Source organism: Pauljensenia sp. C0254C2, from assembly GCF_056583835.1.
Genome location: NZ_JBWPJO010000003.1, coordinates 106,522 through 123,299, shown reverse-complemented (window position 1 = coordinate 123,299; position 16,778 = coordinate 106,522). Strand labels below are relative to the sequence as shown.

The following is a 16,778-nucleotide window of genomic DNA, read 5'->3' as shown; positions in this document are numbered from 1 at the left end:
GTGCCGCGTCAGTTGCGCAGCTGGGCACGTGGATGAGCGGATCGGTACACTTCACGCAGCGTCGTCGCCGTCAACCGGGTATAGATCTGCGTGGTCTGAACGCTGGCATGTCCGAGCAGTTCCTGCACGTCACGCACGCTCGCTCCACCCTCCAGCAGATGCGTGGCAAAGGAATGACGCAGAGTGTGGGGCGATACTTTCGATTCCAGGCCGGCCTCACAGGCTACCCGTTGAATCGATTCCCACGCCGATTGGCGCGACATGGGTCGCCCTCGTAAATTCAGGAACAAATGCGAATCGCCTCGTCCTCGGGAGGCAAGCTCCGGGCGAGCACGCACCAGATAATTGCCCACTGCCTGACGTGCAGCGTGTCCCACCGGCACCAGGCGTTCCTTACGTCCCTTGCCGAACAGACGCACGACCGGTAGCTCCTCATCCAGGTCGATGTCATCGACAGCCATTGCCAAAGCCTCTGACACGCGTGCCCCGGTGGCGTAGAGGACTTCGAGCAGCGCATGGTCTCGAATGCCGCGCGCCGAGTCGTCGCGCGCCGCCATATCCAGCAGGCGTGTCACCTCGTCAATACTGAGAGCCTTGGGCAGGCGCTCCCCCATTTTCGGTGAGTGCACATCCTGCGTGGGGTCGACCGTACCGTATCTTTCACGGATCGCGAAACGATGAAACCCTCGGATCGCTGCCAGTGCGCGCGCAATTGACGAGGGAGCCTTCGGCGCCGTTTCACCGTGAGGATGGGACAGGGTGGACAGATAATCTGCGACATTGTCGGGGGTGACCGCCGTCAGATCCGTGACCCCACGTTGATGCAAGGCCTGAATATAGCCCCCGATGTCCCGGCGATAATTCGTCACCGTGTGCACCGATGCGCCTTTTTCCACCTGCAGGTAGCTCAGCCACTCCTCGGCAATGCTGTCCAAAGCGTCCACGTGTGAATGCTAGACGATCGGGCCCAGGTGCGCGGCTGAAAGTCCTCGTCAGGGGTCGCAGTATTCACGTAGACTAATCCTGCAGCCAATATCAGTGTTGTTCTGACCTGCGTCGCTCAACGTTGGGGCGCAGAAATTCTGGAGGATGTTGTGACATTGAAGTGGGACTCAATCGATGATCGAGCAGTTGCGACTGCCCGCGTGCTAGCCGCCGATGCCGTGGAGAAAGTGGGCAATGGCCACCCAGGCACCGCTATTTCGCTGGCACCTGCCGCGTATCTGCTCTACCAGCGCCATATGAAGTTTGATCCAACTGATGAGCATTGGCTGGGCCGCGACCGTTTCGTCCTGTCAGCAGGCCATTCATCGCTGACACAGTACGTGCAGCTGTATCTGGCTGGCATGGACTTGGAACTGGAGGACCTGAAGTCACTGCGCACGTTCAAGTCAAAGACGCCCGGTCACCCCGAATTCAAGCACACCAAGGGCGTGGAAGTGACCACTGGACCGCTGGGTACCGGCATCGGTGCAGCCGTCGGTTTCGCCATGTCGGCTCGCCGCAGCCACGGCCTGTATGATCCGGAAACACCGATGGGTGAATCCGTCTTCGATCACAACGTGTACGTCATTGCAGGTGACGGTTGCATGCAGGAAGGCGTCCAGTCTGAGGCCGCCTCATTGGCCGGAACGCAGCGTCTGGGCAACCTGACGGTTATTTACGACGACAACCACATCTCAATTGAAGACGACACGAATATCGCGTTCAACGAGGACGTTCTGGCGCGCTACGAATCCTACGGCTGGCATGTCCAGCGCGTTGACTGGCTCAAGGATGACGGCTCCTACGTCGAAGACATCCAGGCCCTGGATCATGCACTGAATGAAGCTGAGAAGGTCACCGACCGTCCCTCCATCATTGCGCTGCGCACCATCATCGGCTGGCCAACTCCGAAGAAGCAGAACACCGGCGGGATCCACGGATCCAAGCTGGGGGATGAAGCGCTGCGCGGCCTGAAGGAAGCGCTCGGCTTTGATCCAGAGGCGATGTTTGCCGCCGATGAAGAAGCTGTCAAGGCAGTGCGGGAAGCCACCGCGAAGCGCGCACGTGAGGCACGTGAGCAGTGGGATGAGCGTTTCAACGCGTGGCGTGAGGCCCAGCCTGAACGCGCAGCGATGCTGGACCGTGTCCTGGCGGGCGGTCTTCCGGATGGGTGGGAATCAGCCCTGCCCGTGTTCGAAGAAGACAAAGCACTGGCCACCCGCGCAGCCTCCGGTCAGGTACTCAACGCCATCAAGGACGTTTTGCCTGAACTGTGGGGCGGTTCCGCTGATCTGGCAGGATCGAACAACACCTACATGGACGGCTACCCGTCATTCCTTCCCGAGGATCGCTCCTCTGAGAAGTTCCCGGGCAACCCGTTTGGCCGTAACCTGCACTTCGGTGTACGCGAGTTCGGCATGGGTGCCGTGATGAACGGTATTGCCGCCGATCACCTCACCCGCGTGTACGGTGCGACATTCTTCGTCTTTTCGGATTTCATGCGCGGTGCGGTGCGCCTGGCGTCCATCATGGATCTGCCTGTGACCTACGTGTGGACCCACGATTCGATCGGTGTGGGCGAAGACGGCCCGACGCACCAGCCCATCGAGCATCTGGCAGCCTGCCGCGCGATCCCGAACCTCGCGGTTGTGCGCCCGGCGGATGCTGCAGAAACGGCTCAGGCATGGAAATCGATCCTGGAACGTCAGCACCCCGCCGCGCTGGTCTTGTCGCGTCAGGGTCTGCCAAACCCTGCCCGCGGCGACGAGGCCGGCCTGGCCGCTGCGGAGGGCCTGGATCGCGGCGCCTATGTGCTGAGCTGTGACGGCGATCCGGATGTCATCCTCCTGGCATCGGGTTCTGAGGTGTCAATCGCGCTTGACGCTGCTGCCACGTTGCGCGAAGAAGGTCGCAGCGTGCGCGTCGTGTCGGTTCCCTGCATGGAATGGTTCGACGAGCAGGACGAGGATTACAAGGAATCGGTCCTACCCAGCAGTGTGCGTGCCCGCGTCTCCGTCGAGGCTGGCATTGCGATGCCGTGGCACCGCTGGATCGGCGACGCAGGCCGAGCCGTGTGCATCGAGCACTTCGGTGAGTCCGCTGATGGCGCCCGCCTGTTCGAGGAGTTCGGCTTCACTGCTGAGGCAGTGGTGAGCGCTGCTCACGAATCACTGGATGCTGCAGCGAAGTAACACTGCTTTCTGCTGACATGAGGTATCGGCGCGGGGTGACGGCACATGGCCGAAGCCCCGCGTCGATCACGTCGTGGGCATGACAAGCTGAATCACGGCGATCTCGATACGATGGTGGCCTGACACATGATCGATTGAGGAGTGTGCATGGACCCTTCATCGGATGACGCGACGATGCAGATACGAAGCTCCATGGATCGGAGGCTGCCTCGAATTGCGCCTCCTTGCGGCCTGGTCGTTTTCGGCATTACCGGCGATCTGGCGCGCACGAAGTTGCTGCCCGCTATCTACGACCTGGCACACCGCGGCCTCCTCAACCCTGCGTTCGCGCTGACCGGTTTCGGCAGACGTGAGTGGGATCGTGAAGATTTTGAAGATTTCGTGCGCACCTCCATTGAGCAGCACTCTCGAACAGGGTTCGACGAGGGAACGTGGAAGCATTTTGCATCCGGCTTGCGCTTCGTGTCCGGCTCATTCGACGACACTGACGCATACGAGGAGTTGGCGCAGACGGTGCGTGAACTCGATGAATCGCGCGGCACCGGCGGCAATCACGCTTTCTACTTGTCCATTCCCCCAAAGTGGTTCCCGGTTGTCTGTCAGCACCTGGCGAATACCGGTCTGAACGAGCGTCGGGATAGTGAGTGGCGCCGGGTGATCATCGAGAAGCCGTTCGGTCACGACCTTGAATCTGCCCGCGAACTGTCGGACGCCGTCTCGCGCGTCTTCGATGAGCAGGACGTGTTCCGTATCGACCACTATTTGGGCAAGGAAACCGTTCAGAACATTCTGGCGATGCGTTTCGCCAACACGATGTTCGAACCACTGTGGAATGCGCATTATGTGGATCACGTGCAGATCACGATGGCGGAGGATATCGGCATCGGTACTCGCGCCGGCTATTACGACGGTATTGGCGCGGCCAGGGACGTCATCCAGAACCATCTGCTTCAGCTCGTGGCGCTCACCGCGATGGAGGAGCCCATCAACTTGTCGCCTGAGGCGCTCAGGGCCGAAAAGCTGAAGGTCCTGTCCGCTATTCGTCTGCCCGAGGATCTGGCGACCTCAACAGCACGCGGTCAATACCAGTCAGGTTGGCAAGCCGGTCAATTTGTCAAGGGGTATCTCGACGAGGACAATATTCCGGCCGATTCGCACACCGAAACATATGCCGCATTGACATTGCACGTCGATACACGCCGGTGGGCTGGTGTTCCGTTCTATCTGCGTACGGGCAAGCGCCTGGGCAAACGTGTCACGGAGATTGCAGTTGTCTTCAAACGTGCCTCGCACGTCCCGTTCCAGCACTTTGAGATGGGAGAAACCGGGCACAACGTCCTCGTCATCCGTATCCAGCCCGATGAGGGAATGACGATTCGTTTCGGTGCGAAGGTTCCCGCAACAGAGATGCAAGTGCGCGACGTGACGATGGATTTTGGCTACGGCCATGCGTTCACTGAGGATTCCCCGGAATCCTACGAGCGCCTCATCCTTGATGCGCTGGTCGGCTCCGCGCCACTGTTCCCCGATCAGGATGAGGTTGAGGCCTCGTGGAAAATCCTCGATCCGGTGCTGGATTTCTGGGCACAGCAGGGCCCTCCCGACCAGTATCGTCCCGGAACATGGGGACCTGAATCAGCTCACCAGATGCTGGCTCGCTCCAGCCGCGCTTGGAGGTTGCCGTGATTATCACCCTCAACGACACATCAGCCCTCGATATCGCCTCGCAGCTTCTGCAGATCCGTCAGGAACAGGGGGCTTCGGCGCTGGGCCGCGTGTTGACGCTGATCGTCGTGGTTGACGACCGGATCGACGTTGACCATGCGATTGAAATTTCGCAGGCTGCTTCTCACGAGCATCCTTGCCGCGTCATCGTGGTGGTGGAGCCGGTGCAGGCAGAACGCTCCAGCTCCCCGCGGGTCAATGCACAGATTCGCATGGGCAAGGACGAGGGGCCGTCTGAAGTCATCGTCCTGGAGCCTCGCGGCGACGCTGGTCAGGATCTGGATACCCTGGTTATGCCGCTGTTACTGGCCGATACGCCGGTGGTGACGTTCTGGCCCAGCATACCGCCTGAAAATCCTGCCGAGCATCCGCTGGGGCGACTGGCCGTGCGTCGCATTTCGGATTCACGGGAGACCGATACGCCCATCGATACACTGTTGCGCCTGTCCGAGGTGTACACCCCTGGGGACACTGACTTGGCGTGGTCCGGCGTCACGTTGTGGCGCGCACTGATCGCCACAATGGTCGAGGGGTTCAAGTCGGTACCCACCGCCGTGACCGTTCGCGGCCACCACACTCATCCGTCGTCGTATCTAGTGGCAGCGTGGCTTGCCGATGTGATGGGTATTCCTGCACGCGTCGACACCGATCCGACAGCTCAAACCATTACGGGTGTGCACTTCACGTTTGATGATGCCGAGGAAGCCTCGTTAACGCGCCCTGCCGGCTCGTCTGTCGCGCATGTCAAGCGTTCGGGTCTTGATCCTGTCGCGGTTAATCTTCCGCGGCGCAGTATTCAGGACTGCGTGATGGAAGAACTCAGACGCTTAGATCCTGACCTCATGTATCAGCACGTGATCGGCAATTTCCTGCACGACGTTCGTCGCGATTGCAAGGACCAGTCATGACTTCTTCTCCCCTGCCCCGTATCGTCACCGCTTCTGACCGTAAGAATCTGGCCAGCGCTGTTGCGCGCGAATTGTTGCCAATCCTCGTGCAGGACGCGCGTGAACACAGCGCTGACCGTCCCTTCCAGTGGGCTATCGCAGGCGGCGTCGTGCACGACGTTCTCGCCGATCTCGCTTCGATCATCGCTGACGAGGACGACCTCGATGCCGACTGGTCGCATATTCGAGTGTGGTGGGTCGATGAACGCTTCGTTCAGGCCACCCACTCCGAGCGTAATGACCAGCAGGCCGTATCCGCGCTGTTCGCGCAACTGCCCGGCATTCAGCTGCGCCCCATGCCCTCCGACCGCGGTCAGGGACTCGATCAGGCGGCTGAGGACTATGCAGATCTGTGGCGCTCAGATATCGGTGACGGGGTGCTTGACTTTGCGCTGATCGGGATGGGACCGGATGGGCACATTGCCTCCCTCTTCCCGGGCCGCGCGCACGAAGCTGATGGCGCGCCTGTTCTGGTAGTGCGCGATTCACCGAAAATGCCGCCGTTGAGGCTGTCGCTGCCGATGTCGACTATTGCCAGTGCCCGTGATATCTGGGTTGTCGCGCCCGGTGATTCGAAGGCTGACGCACTGGCGGAGGCACTGGTGTTGGGCGCGCATGAGCAGGATCGACCGATTGCCGGTCTTCCACGCGATCGAACCACGTTCTGGCTTGATACGGATTCGGCGCGCGGCCTGGAAGTTCGCTGAATCACCGGGTCGTGGTCTCAGCCCACTGCGCGCACAGTCAATAGAGAAATCGCACGTGGGACGTTCACGTCTCACGTGCGATTACCGAAAGCTTGAGCGTAAGGCCGTATCTTAGCTGGCGACCGTGATCTTGGTCAGGAGCGCGTAGGCTACGATGCACACCACCCACACGATCAGAATTGCCAAGGTAATGCGATTCAGGTTACGTTCTGCCACGCCTGATGATCCCGCAGTGGTGGAAATGCCGCCGCCGAACATATCTGACAGGCCGCCGCCGCGCCCTTTGTGCATCAGCACTGTCAATACAAGCAGGATGCTGGCCAAAACGGTCAGTACGACAAGGATTATTTTCAGAGCAGTCACTGGTTTTCCATTCACATGCTGGGGATAACAGTAGGCAGTGTAGTGGTATAAGGCCGTCCAACACCAGTTGGACGCGCGGCGCGTTACCTCACATCTCTGCCGCAGTTCGCCTGGCCGTCCTGAGTAGGGCGCGCCAGGCGAACTGTCAGAAGACCGGCGCGAGCCGATCAGGCGTTCTTGTACAGAGCGATCTTCGAGAACTCCTCCGCCTTCAGAGAGGCGCCGCCGACCAGTCCGCCGTCAACATCAGGCTGAGCCATAATGTCAGCAACGTTCGTCGACTTCACGGAGCCGCCGTACAGAACGCGGACGCTGTCAGCCAGTTCCGGTGTGTACAGCTCTGCCAGACGTGCGCGGATCGCACCGCACACCTCCTGGGCATCTTCAGGTGTCGCAACCTCGCCGGTGCCGATCGCCCAGATGGGCTCGTAGGCAATGACGATCTTGGCAGCCTGCTCGGCGTCCATCCCATCGAGTGCACCGTCGATCTGAGCCAGGACGTGCTCGACGTGACGGCCTTCCTTGCGGACCTCGAGGCCCTCACCGCAGCAGATGATCGGGGTCATCCCGGCTGCCAGTGCAACGCGGGCCTTCTCGCCCACCAATGCATCGCTTTCGCCGTGGTATTCGCGACGTTCGGAGTGGCCGACGACAACATAGCTGACACCCAGCTTGGCGAGCATTTCAGCTGACACTTCACCGGTGTATGCGCCGGATTCGTGCGTTGAGATGTCCTGCGCGCCGTACTTGATCTTGAGGTTGTCACCCTCAACGACAGTCTGAACGGAGCGGATATCGGTAAACGGTGGGATGACCACAACTTCAACGTCGCCATAGGTGAAATTCGCGTCATCCAACGCCATTGCGAGGCCCTGGACCAAATGAACAGCCTCAAGGTGGTTGAGGTTCATCTTCCAGTTTCCGGCCATCAAAGGTGTACGTGCCATGTTTCAGTCCTCCAGAACTGCGATACCGGGCAGAGTCTTGCCTTCGAGGAGTTCGAGGGACGCTCCACCGCCTGTGGAAATGTGAGAGAAAGTGGATTCGTCGAATCCGAGTTGACGAATGGCTGCTGCCGAGTCGCCGCCACCGACCACCGAGAACATTGAGCCTGATGACAGTGCCTGCGCCACGGCGCGGGTGCCCTCTGCGAATGCCTCGAACTCGAATACGCCCATCGGGCCGTTCCACGCCACAGTCTTGGCCTCGGCCAGTGTCTGTGCGAACAATTCGCCGGACTTCGGTCCGATGTCCAGACCCATCTGGTCAGCGGGCATCTTGTCGGCGTCAACAACCGTTGCCGGCGCGTCAGCCTTGAATTCGGGCGCCGCAACGACGTCGACTGGGAGAACCAGCTTGACGCCGCGCTTGTCGGCCTCGTCGATGTATTCCTTGACTGTATCGATCTGATCTTCCTCGAGCAGGGACTTGCCCACCTCGTAGCCTTTCGCGGCCAGGAAGGTGAACGACATGCCACCGCCGATGAGCAGCATATCGGCCTTGGTCAGCAGATTCTCGATGACGCCGAGCTTGTCGGAGACTTTCGAGCCTCCCAGCACAACGGCGTAGGGACGCTCAGGATCGCCTGTCACGCGTGACAGGGATTCAATTTCCTTGACGACCAGGAGGCCGGCTGCGGAGGGCAGGAGCTTGGCGATGTCGTATACGGATGCCTGCTTGCGGTGGACTACGCCGAATCCGTCGGAGACGAATGCGTCGGCCAGTTCAGCCATTTCCTTGGCGAAGGCTTCACGCTCCGCGTCATCCTTCGAGGTTTCGCGGGGGTCGAATCGAACATTCTCCAGCAGGACGATCTCGCCGTCCTTGATCTTTTCTGCCGCCTCGTGTGCCGAGGGGCCCGTTGTGTCCTCTGCGAGGCTGACGGGGGCATCGATCAGCTCTGCCAGACGTGCGGCAACGGGCTTGAGTGAGAATTCAGGCTTCACTTCGCCTTTCGGTCGACCCATGTGTGCCATGACGAGGATGCGTGCTCCTTCGTCAACAAGCTTGTTCAGTGTCGGTAGAGCTGCCCGGATACGTCCGTCGTCGGTGATTTCGCCGTCCTTGATCGGGACATTGAAGTCCGAGCGGACGAGGACGCGCTTGCCGCGCAGGTCACCCAATGTTTCTATGGTCCTCATTGAACCTCCCTTGATTGTGCAGTGCAGGGTATGTCAAATTCGTCGATGGGGGCGGCTCGTTAAGCCACCATGGAAAAGGCGCCCGCACGCAGAGATATGCATGCGGGCGCCTCTCCTCATTCTAACGTCGTGCTCAGAGCGCGGCCGCGACCTTCGAGGTCAGGCGAACGAGGCTGTTGGAGTAGCCCCATTCGTTGTCGTACCAGGAGACAACCTTGATCTGGTTGTCAATGACCTTGGTCAGCTTCGAGTCGAAGATGGAGGTGTGGGGATCGCCGGTGATGTCGGTCGAAACCAGTTCATCCTCGGAGTACTTGAACGCTTTGGCAAATTCGCCGGTCGAGGCTGCCTTGCATGCTGCGTTCACGTCTTCGGCGGTGACGCCTTCCTTCTTCGGGATGAAGGTGAGGTCGACGACGGAGCCGGTCGGAACCGGGACGCGCATTGCGTAGCCGTCCAGACGGCCCTTCAGCTGAGGAAGAACCAGGGACACGGCGCGGGCTGCACCGGTCGAGGTCGGGACGATGTTCAGAGCTGCTGCGCGGGCGCGACGCAGATCCTTGTGCGGTGCGTCGTGGATGCGCTGATCGCCGGTGTAGGCGTGCACGGTCACCATGAGGCCGCTATCGATTCCGAAAGCCTCATCGAGAACCTTGGCCAGAGGAGCAAGGCAGTTGGTGGTGCACGAGGCGTTCGACACGATGTTGTGCTTCTCGTTGTCGTAGTCGTCGCTGTTCACGCCCATGACGAATGTGGCGTCAACGTTCTTGCCAGGCGCGGAGATGATTACCTTCTTGGCACCGGCTTCGATGTGGGCCTTTGCCTTCTCACCGTCTGTAAAGAATCCGGTGGACTCGACGACGACATCTACGCCGAGGTCCTTCCACGGCAGGTTGGCCGGATCGCGCTCTTCGAGAGCAACAATCTTCTTTCCATCGACGGAGATTGACTCCTCGTCGTAGGTCACCTCTGCGTCAAGACGACCCGTGATGGAGTCAAACTTGAGCAAGTGAGCGAGGGTCTTGTTATCGGTCAGATCGTTTACTGCCACGATTTCAAAATCCGCACCCTGCTGACGAGCGGCACGGAAGAAGTTGCGGCCGATGCGGCCGAAGCCGTTGATTCCAACGCGGATGGTCACTATAGTCCTCCTGCTTGTACCCCATAAAGGGGCACGTATTTCGTGCAACCGGATAGGGCTCGGTACCACAATCCAGCCCGCAGACTTCTGCGGTTCAAGCACTCTTCAATGTACACCCCATAGGCCATTTAGTCAGGGTCGAATGGCCTACAAGAAGTTTGCGTCAAGCGAACAGGCTGTTCGTGACACTTCTAATCATCGAACATTTCGAGCGTGAGTGCAGACTCAGTGTCGGGTATCCCCTGCTCGTGTGCAGCCTTATCGGCCATTGCCAGCAGTCTACGGATGCGCCCCGCCACGGCGTCCTTAGTCAAGGGTGGATCAATGTGCTTACCCAGTTCTTCCAATGAAGCCTGGCGGTATTGGATGCGCAGTTCGCCCGCCTCACGCAGATGCGGCGGCACGGAGTCGCCCAGAATCTCAAAGGCACGTCGAACCCTGGCACCTGCGGCTACTGCCGCACGAGCCGAGCGCCGAAGGTTCGCATCATCAAAGTTGGCCAGGCGGTTGGCGCTGCCTCGCGCTTCGCGACGTTCGCGGCGTTCTTTCCACACCTCAAACGTCTTGACGGCACCCATCGCATTGATGAGCGTGGAAATCGAGTCCGCCTCCCGGATGACAACCCGATCAGCTCCGCGGATTTCGCGCGACTTCCCCGTAGCTCCCAGTCGTCGTGCACACCCGACAAGGGCCATTGCCGCTTCAGGGCCGGGACAGGTCACTTCCATCGACGTTGATCGACCCGGTTCCAGCAGGGATCCTCGTGCCAGAAAGGCTCCTCGCCATCCTGCTGCTGCTTCGTCTTTTCCGGCGCTGACCAGGTGCGGCGCCAAGCCTCTGACCGGGCGTCCCAGTTGATCGACCAGTCCTGTCACGCGTGCCAGGGCGTCTGCTTCCTTGACGACGCGCACCACGTATCGGTCACCGCGACGCAGCGCACCACCTGACACGACAACGACAGATGATTCCGTACCGTACAGCGAGGTGAGGAAGGCTCGCAGGCGTCGAGCGACAAGTGGGGAATCCAGTTCAGCCTCGATGATAATTCGACCAGACACGAGGTGCAGACCTCCGGCAAATCGGAGCATCACAGCAGCCTCGGCCGCCATTGTCGATTGACGTGCAGGAACCAGGTGAGCAAGCTCCTCTTTCATGTCCATCGTTAAAGACATGATCGCCTCCTCGTGTCGTGTAGAGCGCCTTGATGACAACTGCTCATGCTAACCACGGTTCCGATCGTCCCACCTCTCCCATGAATCCATCGAATGCATCTCGCAGAGCCGCAGCCAGACGCAACGGATCATGATGGGGCTTCCCGTCGCCCGTTCGCACCTGGCGCAACATGACTCGAGCGCCCACGTCCTGCGCTGCCTGAATGAGCGTATCAATATCATCCGTGGCAGTCGGGTCGGCAATGACAACGTCCAGCTTGAGATCAGGTGCATGGTCGCGTAGGACGCGCACGTGATCGGCAGCGCTCATCGTGTCTGTTTCACCACGCTGGCGGGCCAGATTCAGGACCAGTGCCCTGTGGGCATCTGTTGTGACCAGTGCCCGGTGCAACTGTGAAACCAGCAGGTGCGGAATTAACGAGGTGTACCACGACCCTGGACCGAGCACGACCCATTCAGCTTCCTGGATGGCGTGCATTGCAGCCTCTGGGACGGGCGGATCCTCAGGGATAAGGCGCACGTGGCGCACACGTCCGGGCGCGACGGCGACGCGTGACTGGCCCCGTACCGTGTACAGCTCGCCTTCGTTTTCCATATCGGCTTCAATGTCCAGTGGAACTGATGCCATCGGCAGGACCCGGCCCTGAGCGCCCAGGAGCCGGCCGACCCATTCCAAACCCTCAACGGGGTCGCCCAGAAGCTGCCACAGGCCGGAGATCAGCAGGTTCCCAAGGGCATGGCCATTCAATGGTCCGTTGGTACGCAGACGCAGCTGCATCACATCGCGCCAGGTCAGTCCCCATTCGGTTTCCTCGCACAAACTGGCCAGAGCCATTCGCAGATCTCCTGGAGGTAGAAGATCTGTTTCAGAACGCAGACGTCCTGAGGATCCCCCATCGTCGGCTACTGTGACGATCGCTGTGAGCTGATGCGTGATGTGTCGCAGAGCCCGCAGGGTTGCGGACAGCCCGTGTCCACCCCCCAAAGCAACGACACGTGAGCCGGATTCACCGCGCTGTGCCCATCCTTCTGCATCCAGATATCCCGCCATAATCAGTCCCTGCCTATGTCGCGGTGAAGGACTCGCACCGTCAATTGGTGGCTACGGAAACGCTGAGCGATCAGTTCTGCGATCGCGACCGACCGGTGCCGACCACCTGTGCACCCGACGGCAATCGTCACGAAAGGCTTCAGCTCACTGACATAGCCCTCCATGATGGGCAGCAGCAGGTCAACATAATTCTCGGCAAATTCGCGAGCTCCGGGCTGATCGAGCACATACTGTGCGACCGGTTCGTCGCGCCCCGTCAAGTGGCGCAGCTCCCCCACCCAGTACGGGTTCTTCAGGAAGCGGACGTCCACGACATGGTCGGCATCCAGCGGCAGTCCGTACTTGAATCCGAAAGATTCAACTGTGAGCTGCAGGGGACGCTCTCCTTCCCCTGCAATGACGTCGCGGATGTGTCGCGACAGGTCATGCACTGACATAGCGGACGTATCGATCACTTCATCCGCGTGTTCGCGCAGCGGTGCCAACAACTCCATTTCACGTGTGATGCCGTCCAGTAGTGTCCCGTCCCCCTGAAGAGGGTGCGGCCGCCTGTTCGACTCATATCGGCGCACCAGTGTCGGTTCGTTGGCTTCCAGGAAAATGAGGCGGTACATGATTCCGCTGTCGCGCATCTTTTCCAGTGTGGATGTCAAGTCAGCGAAAAAGGCGCCTGAGCGCACATCTACCACGGCGGCCAGGCGGTGTACGCCCGCACCTCCGCGTGGAGACATCATGCCGACCAGTGCCGGCAGCATCGAGGGAGGCAGATTATCGACCACGTACCAGTCGAGGTCCTCTAACGCACGCGCAGCCTGAGAGCGGCCAGCACCTGAACGGCCGGTGATAATGAGGACTTCGTTCGTGTCCTCCTCCGCTTCTTCCGGCGGAGGCGTGTCACGATCTAGCAGTGGAATGCCCTGAGGAACTGTCAGCGGATCCACGTCGTCACTGTTGTGCGTTGTCGTCATGAAACTAGGATGCCATCTTCATCGGTATTTTGTGCTGAGTCATCACGTTCGACTACCGTCACTTCGCTCGCAATCGCCTGAGCACGTTCACGTGCTTCCGGCACCGAGTCGCCCCATGCCAGCGCCACCGCCAGCCTGCGGCCGGCACGCGTGGCGGATTTCGAGAAGATTCTCAAATCTCCTCCGTCACGTAGCGCGCGGGCGACACCCTCGTAACCGGCAAGGGAAAACGCTCGTGGCGCCTTCACAACTGCAGATGCTCCAGTGCGGCGCATCGTCGTGTCGACGGGCAGGCCAAGGATCGCGCGAGCATGAATGTCGAATTCAGATTGGTCCTGCGTCATCATGGTCACCATGCCGGTGTCATGTGGGCGCGGTGACAACTCGGAGAACCATACGTCGTCGCCCTGAATGAAGAACTCCACTCCAAACAGTCCCAGACATGGCTCCGTCCCGTGCTCTGCCAGAGCGCCGGTGACGGCAATAGCCATCTCCTCGGCTCGCTCACGTGCACGCGGTGAAATGTCGGCGCTTTGCCACGATTCAACGTAGTCACCGCTGACCTGCCGGTGACCGATCGGTTCACACACGCTGGTTCGAACCTCGCCTGCCTCGTCGTCCCACCACCGCACGGTGAGCAGAGTGATTTCACAGTCGAATGTCACGCCCTCCTCAACGATGACGCGCCCTGTGGTGGCCCGCGCATCGTCCTGGGCACATGTCCACGCCGATTCAGCCTCGTCAACGGATTCAACTCGCGACTGTCCATGTCCCGACGAGGACATCGTGGGTTTAATGAAGGCCGGTACGCCCGTATATTCCAGCGCGCTGCGCACCTCGTCGACACTGGATGCGAAGCGAAACTTCGATGTGCGCACCCCTGGAACAGCACTCGCCACGCTACGTATGCGTTCGCGATCCATCGTTGCCTGCACCGCGAACGCGTTCGGAACGACGCGTGCGCTCCCAGCCTGTTCAAATTCGGCCAGCACGTGCGTGGCAATTGCTTCCAGTTCGGGCACAATCAGGTCAACGTGCACGCTGCTGAGCACGTCACGCAAAGAGTCCGGATCGCTCATGTCGATCACACGATAGTCATCCGCAACCTGCATCGCGGGAGCATGCGCATAGGCATCGACCGCAGTGACATGGGCGCCCAGGCGCTTGAGCGAAATCGTCAGTTCACGCCCCAGTTCCCCCGATCCCAGCAACAAGACCCGCGCCGGAAGCGGTGTTGGAACGGGCCACGTCGATTCAGTCATTGCGAGTCTCCTCACGGTCAGTGCCAAGCGATTCCACAATAATAGCGGCCAATGCTGGTCCGATACCCTGGACGTGTTCAATCTGCTCAGCGCTGGCAGCCCGCAGGCGCTTCACCGAGCCGAAATGAGCCAGCAACGCTTTTTGACGTACGGGCCCCAGTCCCTCAATTCCGTCCAGGACAGACCGCGTCTGTGCTTTCGTGCGTCGACGCCGATGGTGCGTAATCGCAAAACGGTGAGATTCATCGCGCAAATACTGCAGCAAATACAGAGCAGCCGAGGTGCGAGGCAAAATCAGTGGAAACTCATCACCAGGCACCCACACTTCCTCCAGACGTTTGGCCAGTCCTACAACCGGCAGGTCAACCCCCACCCCCGTTAAAGCCTTTTCGGCCGCATTCACCTGCGCCAGTGCGCCGTCAACCACCACAAGATCCGGCCGGTAGGAAAATCGACGAGGGCGTCCCGTGTGCGGATCGATCGGTCCAGTAGCGAACTCCACACCATCATCGTCTTCACCTTCAATGCCGGCCTCTTCCGCCAGCAGGCGGGTGAAGCGCCGCTGCAATACCTGCGTCATTGCCGCCGTATCGTCAGGCGGTGTGCCGTCGGAGCGCGGTCGGATATTGAACGTGCGGTAGTCCGACTTACGCGGGGCACCATCTTCAAATACCACCATCGAAGCAACCTGCTGCTGGCCGGCTGTGTGGGAAATGTCGTAGCACTCGATACGCAGCGGTGCTGCTTCCAGGCCGAGGTTCTCAGCCAGTTCTTCGAGCGCCCGGGACCGCTGGGTGAGGTCACCGGCACGTTTCGTGCGGTGAAGAACCAGCGACTGCTGCGCGTTTTCCTGCACCGTTTTCATCAAGGAAGCCGCGGTTCCGCGCTGAGGCACACGCACACGCACACGCGCACCGCGCAACGTGGTGAGCCACTTCTCCAGGGCGTCGCGATCCGCAGGCTCCACTGACACCAGAACTTCCCGGGGAAGCGCTGATGTGGGCGTATGTGCCACATCGTCGACCGACCGGGCTTCAGCCTGGCCGCGCGGCCGCCCTCGTAAAGGTTGTTCGGCGGCAGGAACGTCTCCGTAAACTTGCTCGAGCAGAGCGCTCATCAGATCTGCCTCACTCGCATCGTCAACGCGGTCTACTACCCAGCCGCGTGTGCCTCGTACGCGACCTCCCCGCACGTGGAAGACATACACGGCAACATCCAGTTCATCACACGCCAGGGCGAATACGTCAGCGTCAGTTCCGTCCTCCAGGACCATCGTGTTACGCTCCAGCACCGTCGTCATGGCTTTCAGATCGTCACGCAGCCTGGCGGCTTTCTCAAAGTCGAGTTCGGCGGCAGCCTGCTTCATCTGTTCCTCAAGGGAGCGAATAACCGGCGCAGCCTTGCCCTGCATGAACTCACACAGGTTCTGCGCAAGTTCACGATGAGCGTCGGCACTGATGCGCCCGGCACACGGCGCAGAGCATTTGCCAATATCGCCCAGCAGACACGGCCTGCACTGCGCCTGGTAGCGTTTGAAGACACCAGGTGAACATGTTCTGACAGGGAAAACTCGCAGCAGCATGTCGATGGTTTCGCGGATCGCCCACACTTGCGTGTAGGGGCCAAAATAGCGTGTGCCTTTTCTGCGTGACTGCCGCGTGATATGGACGCGCGGAAACTTTTCTGACATCGTCACCGCAAGGTACGGATAGGACTTGTCATCGCGATACATCACGTTGAATCGCGGGTCGAATTCCTTGATCCACGTGAATTCCAGGGAGAGCGCTTCGATCTCGTTGGACACAACTGTCCACTGCACGCTGGCAGCTGTTGCAACCATGTGGCGGGTGCGCGGGTGCAGAACCTGAGGATCCTGAAAATAGTTGGTCAGCCGGTTGCGAAGGTTTTTCGCTTTACCGACATAGATGACGCGACCCTGGTCGTCACGAAATCGGTACACTCCCGGCTGCGTGGGAATGTCGCTCGTCCGAGGGCGCCACTGATCCAACTTCGCCATTCCTTTAGCCTAGCTTCCGGCAGCGACGGCGCCAATTGAACGGCACGACGCAGGACGGACGCGATGTGAGTGCGGGCGTTCAAATGAGTACACTCAGACATGGCGACT

Annotated in this window: 14 protein-coding genes; 4 read left to right on the top strand and 10 right to left on the bottom strand. The window is 60.1% G+C overall.

From position 1 onward, the window contains the following. Positions 1 to 8: 8 nt before the first annotated feature. Positions 9 to 944: a site-specific tyrosine recombinase XerD gene (gene xerD / locus AC1DA5_RS03490; protein WP_480289232.1), complete on the bottom strand. Its 936-nt coding sequence runs from the start codon at positions 942 to 944 to the stop codon at positions 9 to 11. Between the two features lie 150 nt (positions 945 to 1,094). Here xerD and tkt point away from each other — a divergent pair, with 150 nt between their 5' ends. From tkt to pgl, 4 genes are all read left to right on the top strand, one after another. Continuing rightward, complete coding sequence (tkt, locus tag AC1DA5_RS03485; protein WP_480289230.1) at positions 1,095 to 3,176, top strand: transketolase; 2,082 nt, start codon at positions 1,095 to 1,097, stop codon at positions 3,174 to 3,176. A gap of 147 nt (positions 3,177 to 3,323) precedes the next feature. Next, positions 3,324 to 4,862: a glucose-6-phosphate dehydrogenase gene (gene zwf / locus AC1DA5_RS03480; protein ID WP_480289229.1), complete on the top strand. Its 1,539-nt coding sequence runs from the start codon at positions 3,324 to 3,326 to the stop codon at positions 4,860 to 4,862. Then, on the top strand, positions 4,859 to 5,809 hold the full coding sequence (locus AC1DA5_RS03475) for a glucose-6-phosphate dehydrogenase assembly protein OpcA (RefSeq protein ID WP_285014103.1): 951 nt from the start codon (positions 4,859 to 4,861) through the stop codon (positions 5,807 to 5,809). The genes zwf and AC1DA5_RS03475 overlap by 4 nt, the downstream gene beginning before the upstream one ends. Then, positions 5,806 to 6,555, top strand: coding sequence for a 6-phosphogluconolactonase (gene pgl, locus AC1DA5_RS03470; RefSeq protein ID WP_070727158.1), 750 nt, complete (start codon positions 5,806 to 5,808; stop codon positions 6,553 to 6,555). Before AC1DA5_RS03475 ends, pgl begins: the two co-directional genes overlap by 4 nt. Positions 6,556 to 6,666: 111 nt before the next feature. Here pgl and secG read toward each other — a convergent pair whose 3' ends face one another. The 9 genes from secG to uvrC form a co-directional block, all read right to left on the bottom strand. Further along, a complete protein-coding gene (gene secG / locus AC1DA5_RS03465) occupies positions 6,667 to 6,918 on the bottom strand; it encodes a preprotein translocase subunit SecG (RefSeq protein ID WP_058236672.1) in 252 nt (83 codons plus the stop codon). Positions 6,919 to 7,085: 167 nt separating this feature from the next. Beyond that, a complete protein-coding gene (tpiA, locus tag AC1DA5_RS03460) occupies positions 7,086 to 7,865 on the bottom strand; it encodes a triose-phosphate isomerase (protein WP_480289227.1) in 780 nt (259 codons plus the stop codon). A 3-nt stretch (positions 7,866 to 7,868) separates the two neighbouring features. Further along, positions 7,869 to 9,059 carry a phosphoglycerate kinase gene (locus AC1DA5_RS03455; protein ID WP_058236670.1) on the bottom strand — a complete coding sequence of 397 codons (1,191 nt, stop codon included), beginning with the start codon at positions 9,057 to 9,059 and terminating at the stop codon, positions 7,869 to 7,871. 133 nt (positions 9,060 to 9,192) lie between these two features. Further along, positions 9,193 to 10,200 (bottom strand): type I glyceraldehyde-3-phosphate dehydrogenase, encoded by a 1,008-nt coding sequence (gene gap / locus AC1DA5_RS03450; protein WP_480289224.1) that lies wholly within the window; start codon positions 10,198 to 10,200, stop codon positions 9,193 to 9,195. 191 nt (positions 10,201 to 10,391) lie between these two features. Further along, positions 10,392 to 11,372: a DNA-binding protein WhiA gene (whiA, locus tag AC1DA5_RS03445; protein WP_058236668.1), complete on the bottom strand. Its 981-nt coding sequence runs from the start codon at positions 11,370 to 11,372 to the stop codon at positions 10,392 to 10,394. 43 nt (positions 11,373 to 11,415) lie between these two features. Next, complete coding sequence (locus AC1DA5_RS03440) at positions 11,416 to 12,423, bottom strand: gluconeogenesis factor YvcK family protein (protein WP_070727155.1); 1,008 nt, start codon at positions 12,421 to 12,423, stop codon at positions 11,416 to 11,418. 2 nt (positions 12,424 to 12,425) lie between these two features. After that, positions 12,426 to 13,391, bottom strand: a complete 966-nt coding sequence (gene rapZ, locus AC1DA5_RS03435; protein WP_058236666.1) for an RNase adapter RapZ — start codon at positions 13,389 to 13,391, stop codon at positions 12,426 to 12,428. Then, positions 13,388 to 14,653, bottom strand: a complete 1,266-nt coding sequence (gene purT / locus AC1DA5_RS03430) for a formate-dependent phosphoribosylglycinamide formyltransferase (protein ID WP_480289222.1) — start codon at positions 14,651 to 14,653, stop codon at positions 13,388 to 13,390. Before purT ends, rapZ begins: the two co-directional genes overlap by 4 nt. Beyond that, the gene (gene uvrC, locus AC1DA5_RS03425) at positions 14,646 to 16,670 is read right to left on the bottom strand and encodes an excinuclease ABC subunit UvrC (protein ID WP_480289221.1); all 2,025 of its coding nucleotides are present in this window, start codon (positions 16,668 to 16,670) and stop codon (positions 14,646 to 14,648) included. Before uvrC ends, purT begins: the two co-directional genes overlap by 8 nt. Positions 16,671 to 16,778 lie beyond the last annotated feature (108 nt).

Bases quoted from the DNA above. Each gene is read 5' to 3' on its own strand.
- AC1DA5_RS03455 (WP_058236670.1), bottom strand. From the start codon at position 9,059: ATGAGGACCATAGAAACATTGGGTGACCTGCGCGGCAAGCGCGTCCTC.
- uvrC (WP_480289221.1), bottom strand. From the start codon at position 16,670: ATGGCGAAGTTGGATCAGTGGCGCCCTCGGACGAGCGACATTCCCACG.
- pgl (WP_070727158.1), top strand. From the start codon at position 5,806: ATGACTTCTTCTCCCCTGCCCCGTATCGTCACCGCTTCTGACCGTAAG.
- tpiA (WP_480289227.1), bottom strand. From the start codon at position 7,865: ATGGCACGTACACCTTTGATGGCCGGAAACTGGAAGATGAACCTCAAC.
- purT (WP_480289222.1), bottom strand. From the start codon at position 14,653: ATGACTGAATCGACGTGGCCCGTTCCAACACCGCTTCCGGCGCGGGTC.
- AC1DA5_RS03440 (WP_070727155.1), bottom strand. From the start codon at position 12,423: ATGGCGGGATATCTGGATGCAGAAGGATGGGCACAGCGCGGTGAATCC.
- zwf (WP_480289229.1), top strand. From the start codon at position 3,324: ATGGACCCTTCATCGGATGACGCGACGATGCAGATACGAAGCTCCATG.
- whiA (WP_058236668.1), bottom strand. From the start codon at position 11,372: ATGTCTTTAACGATGGACATGAAAGAGGAGCTTGCTCACCTGGTTCCT.
- rapZ (WP_058236666.1), bottom strand. From the start codon at position 13,391: ATGACGACAACGCACAACAGTGACGACGTGGATCCGCTGACAGTTCCT.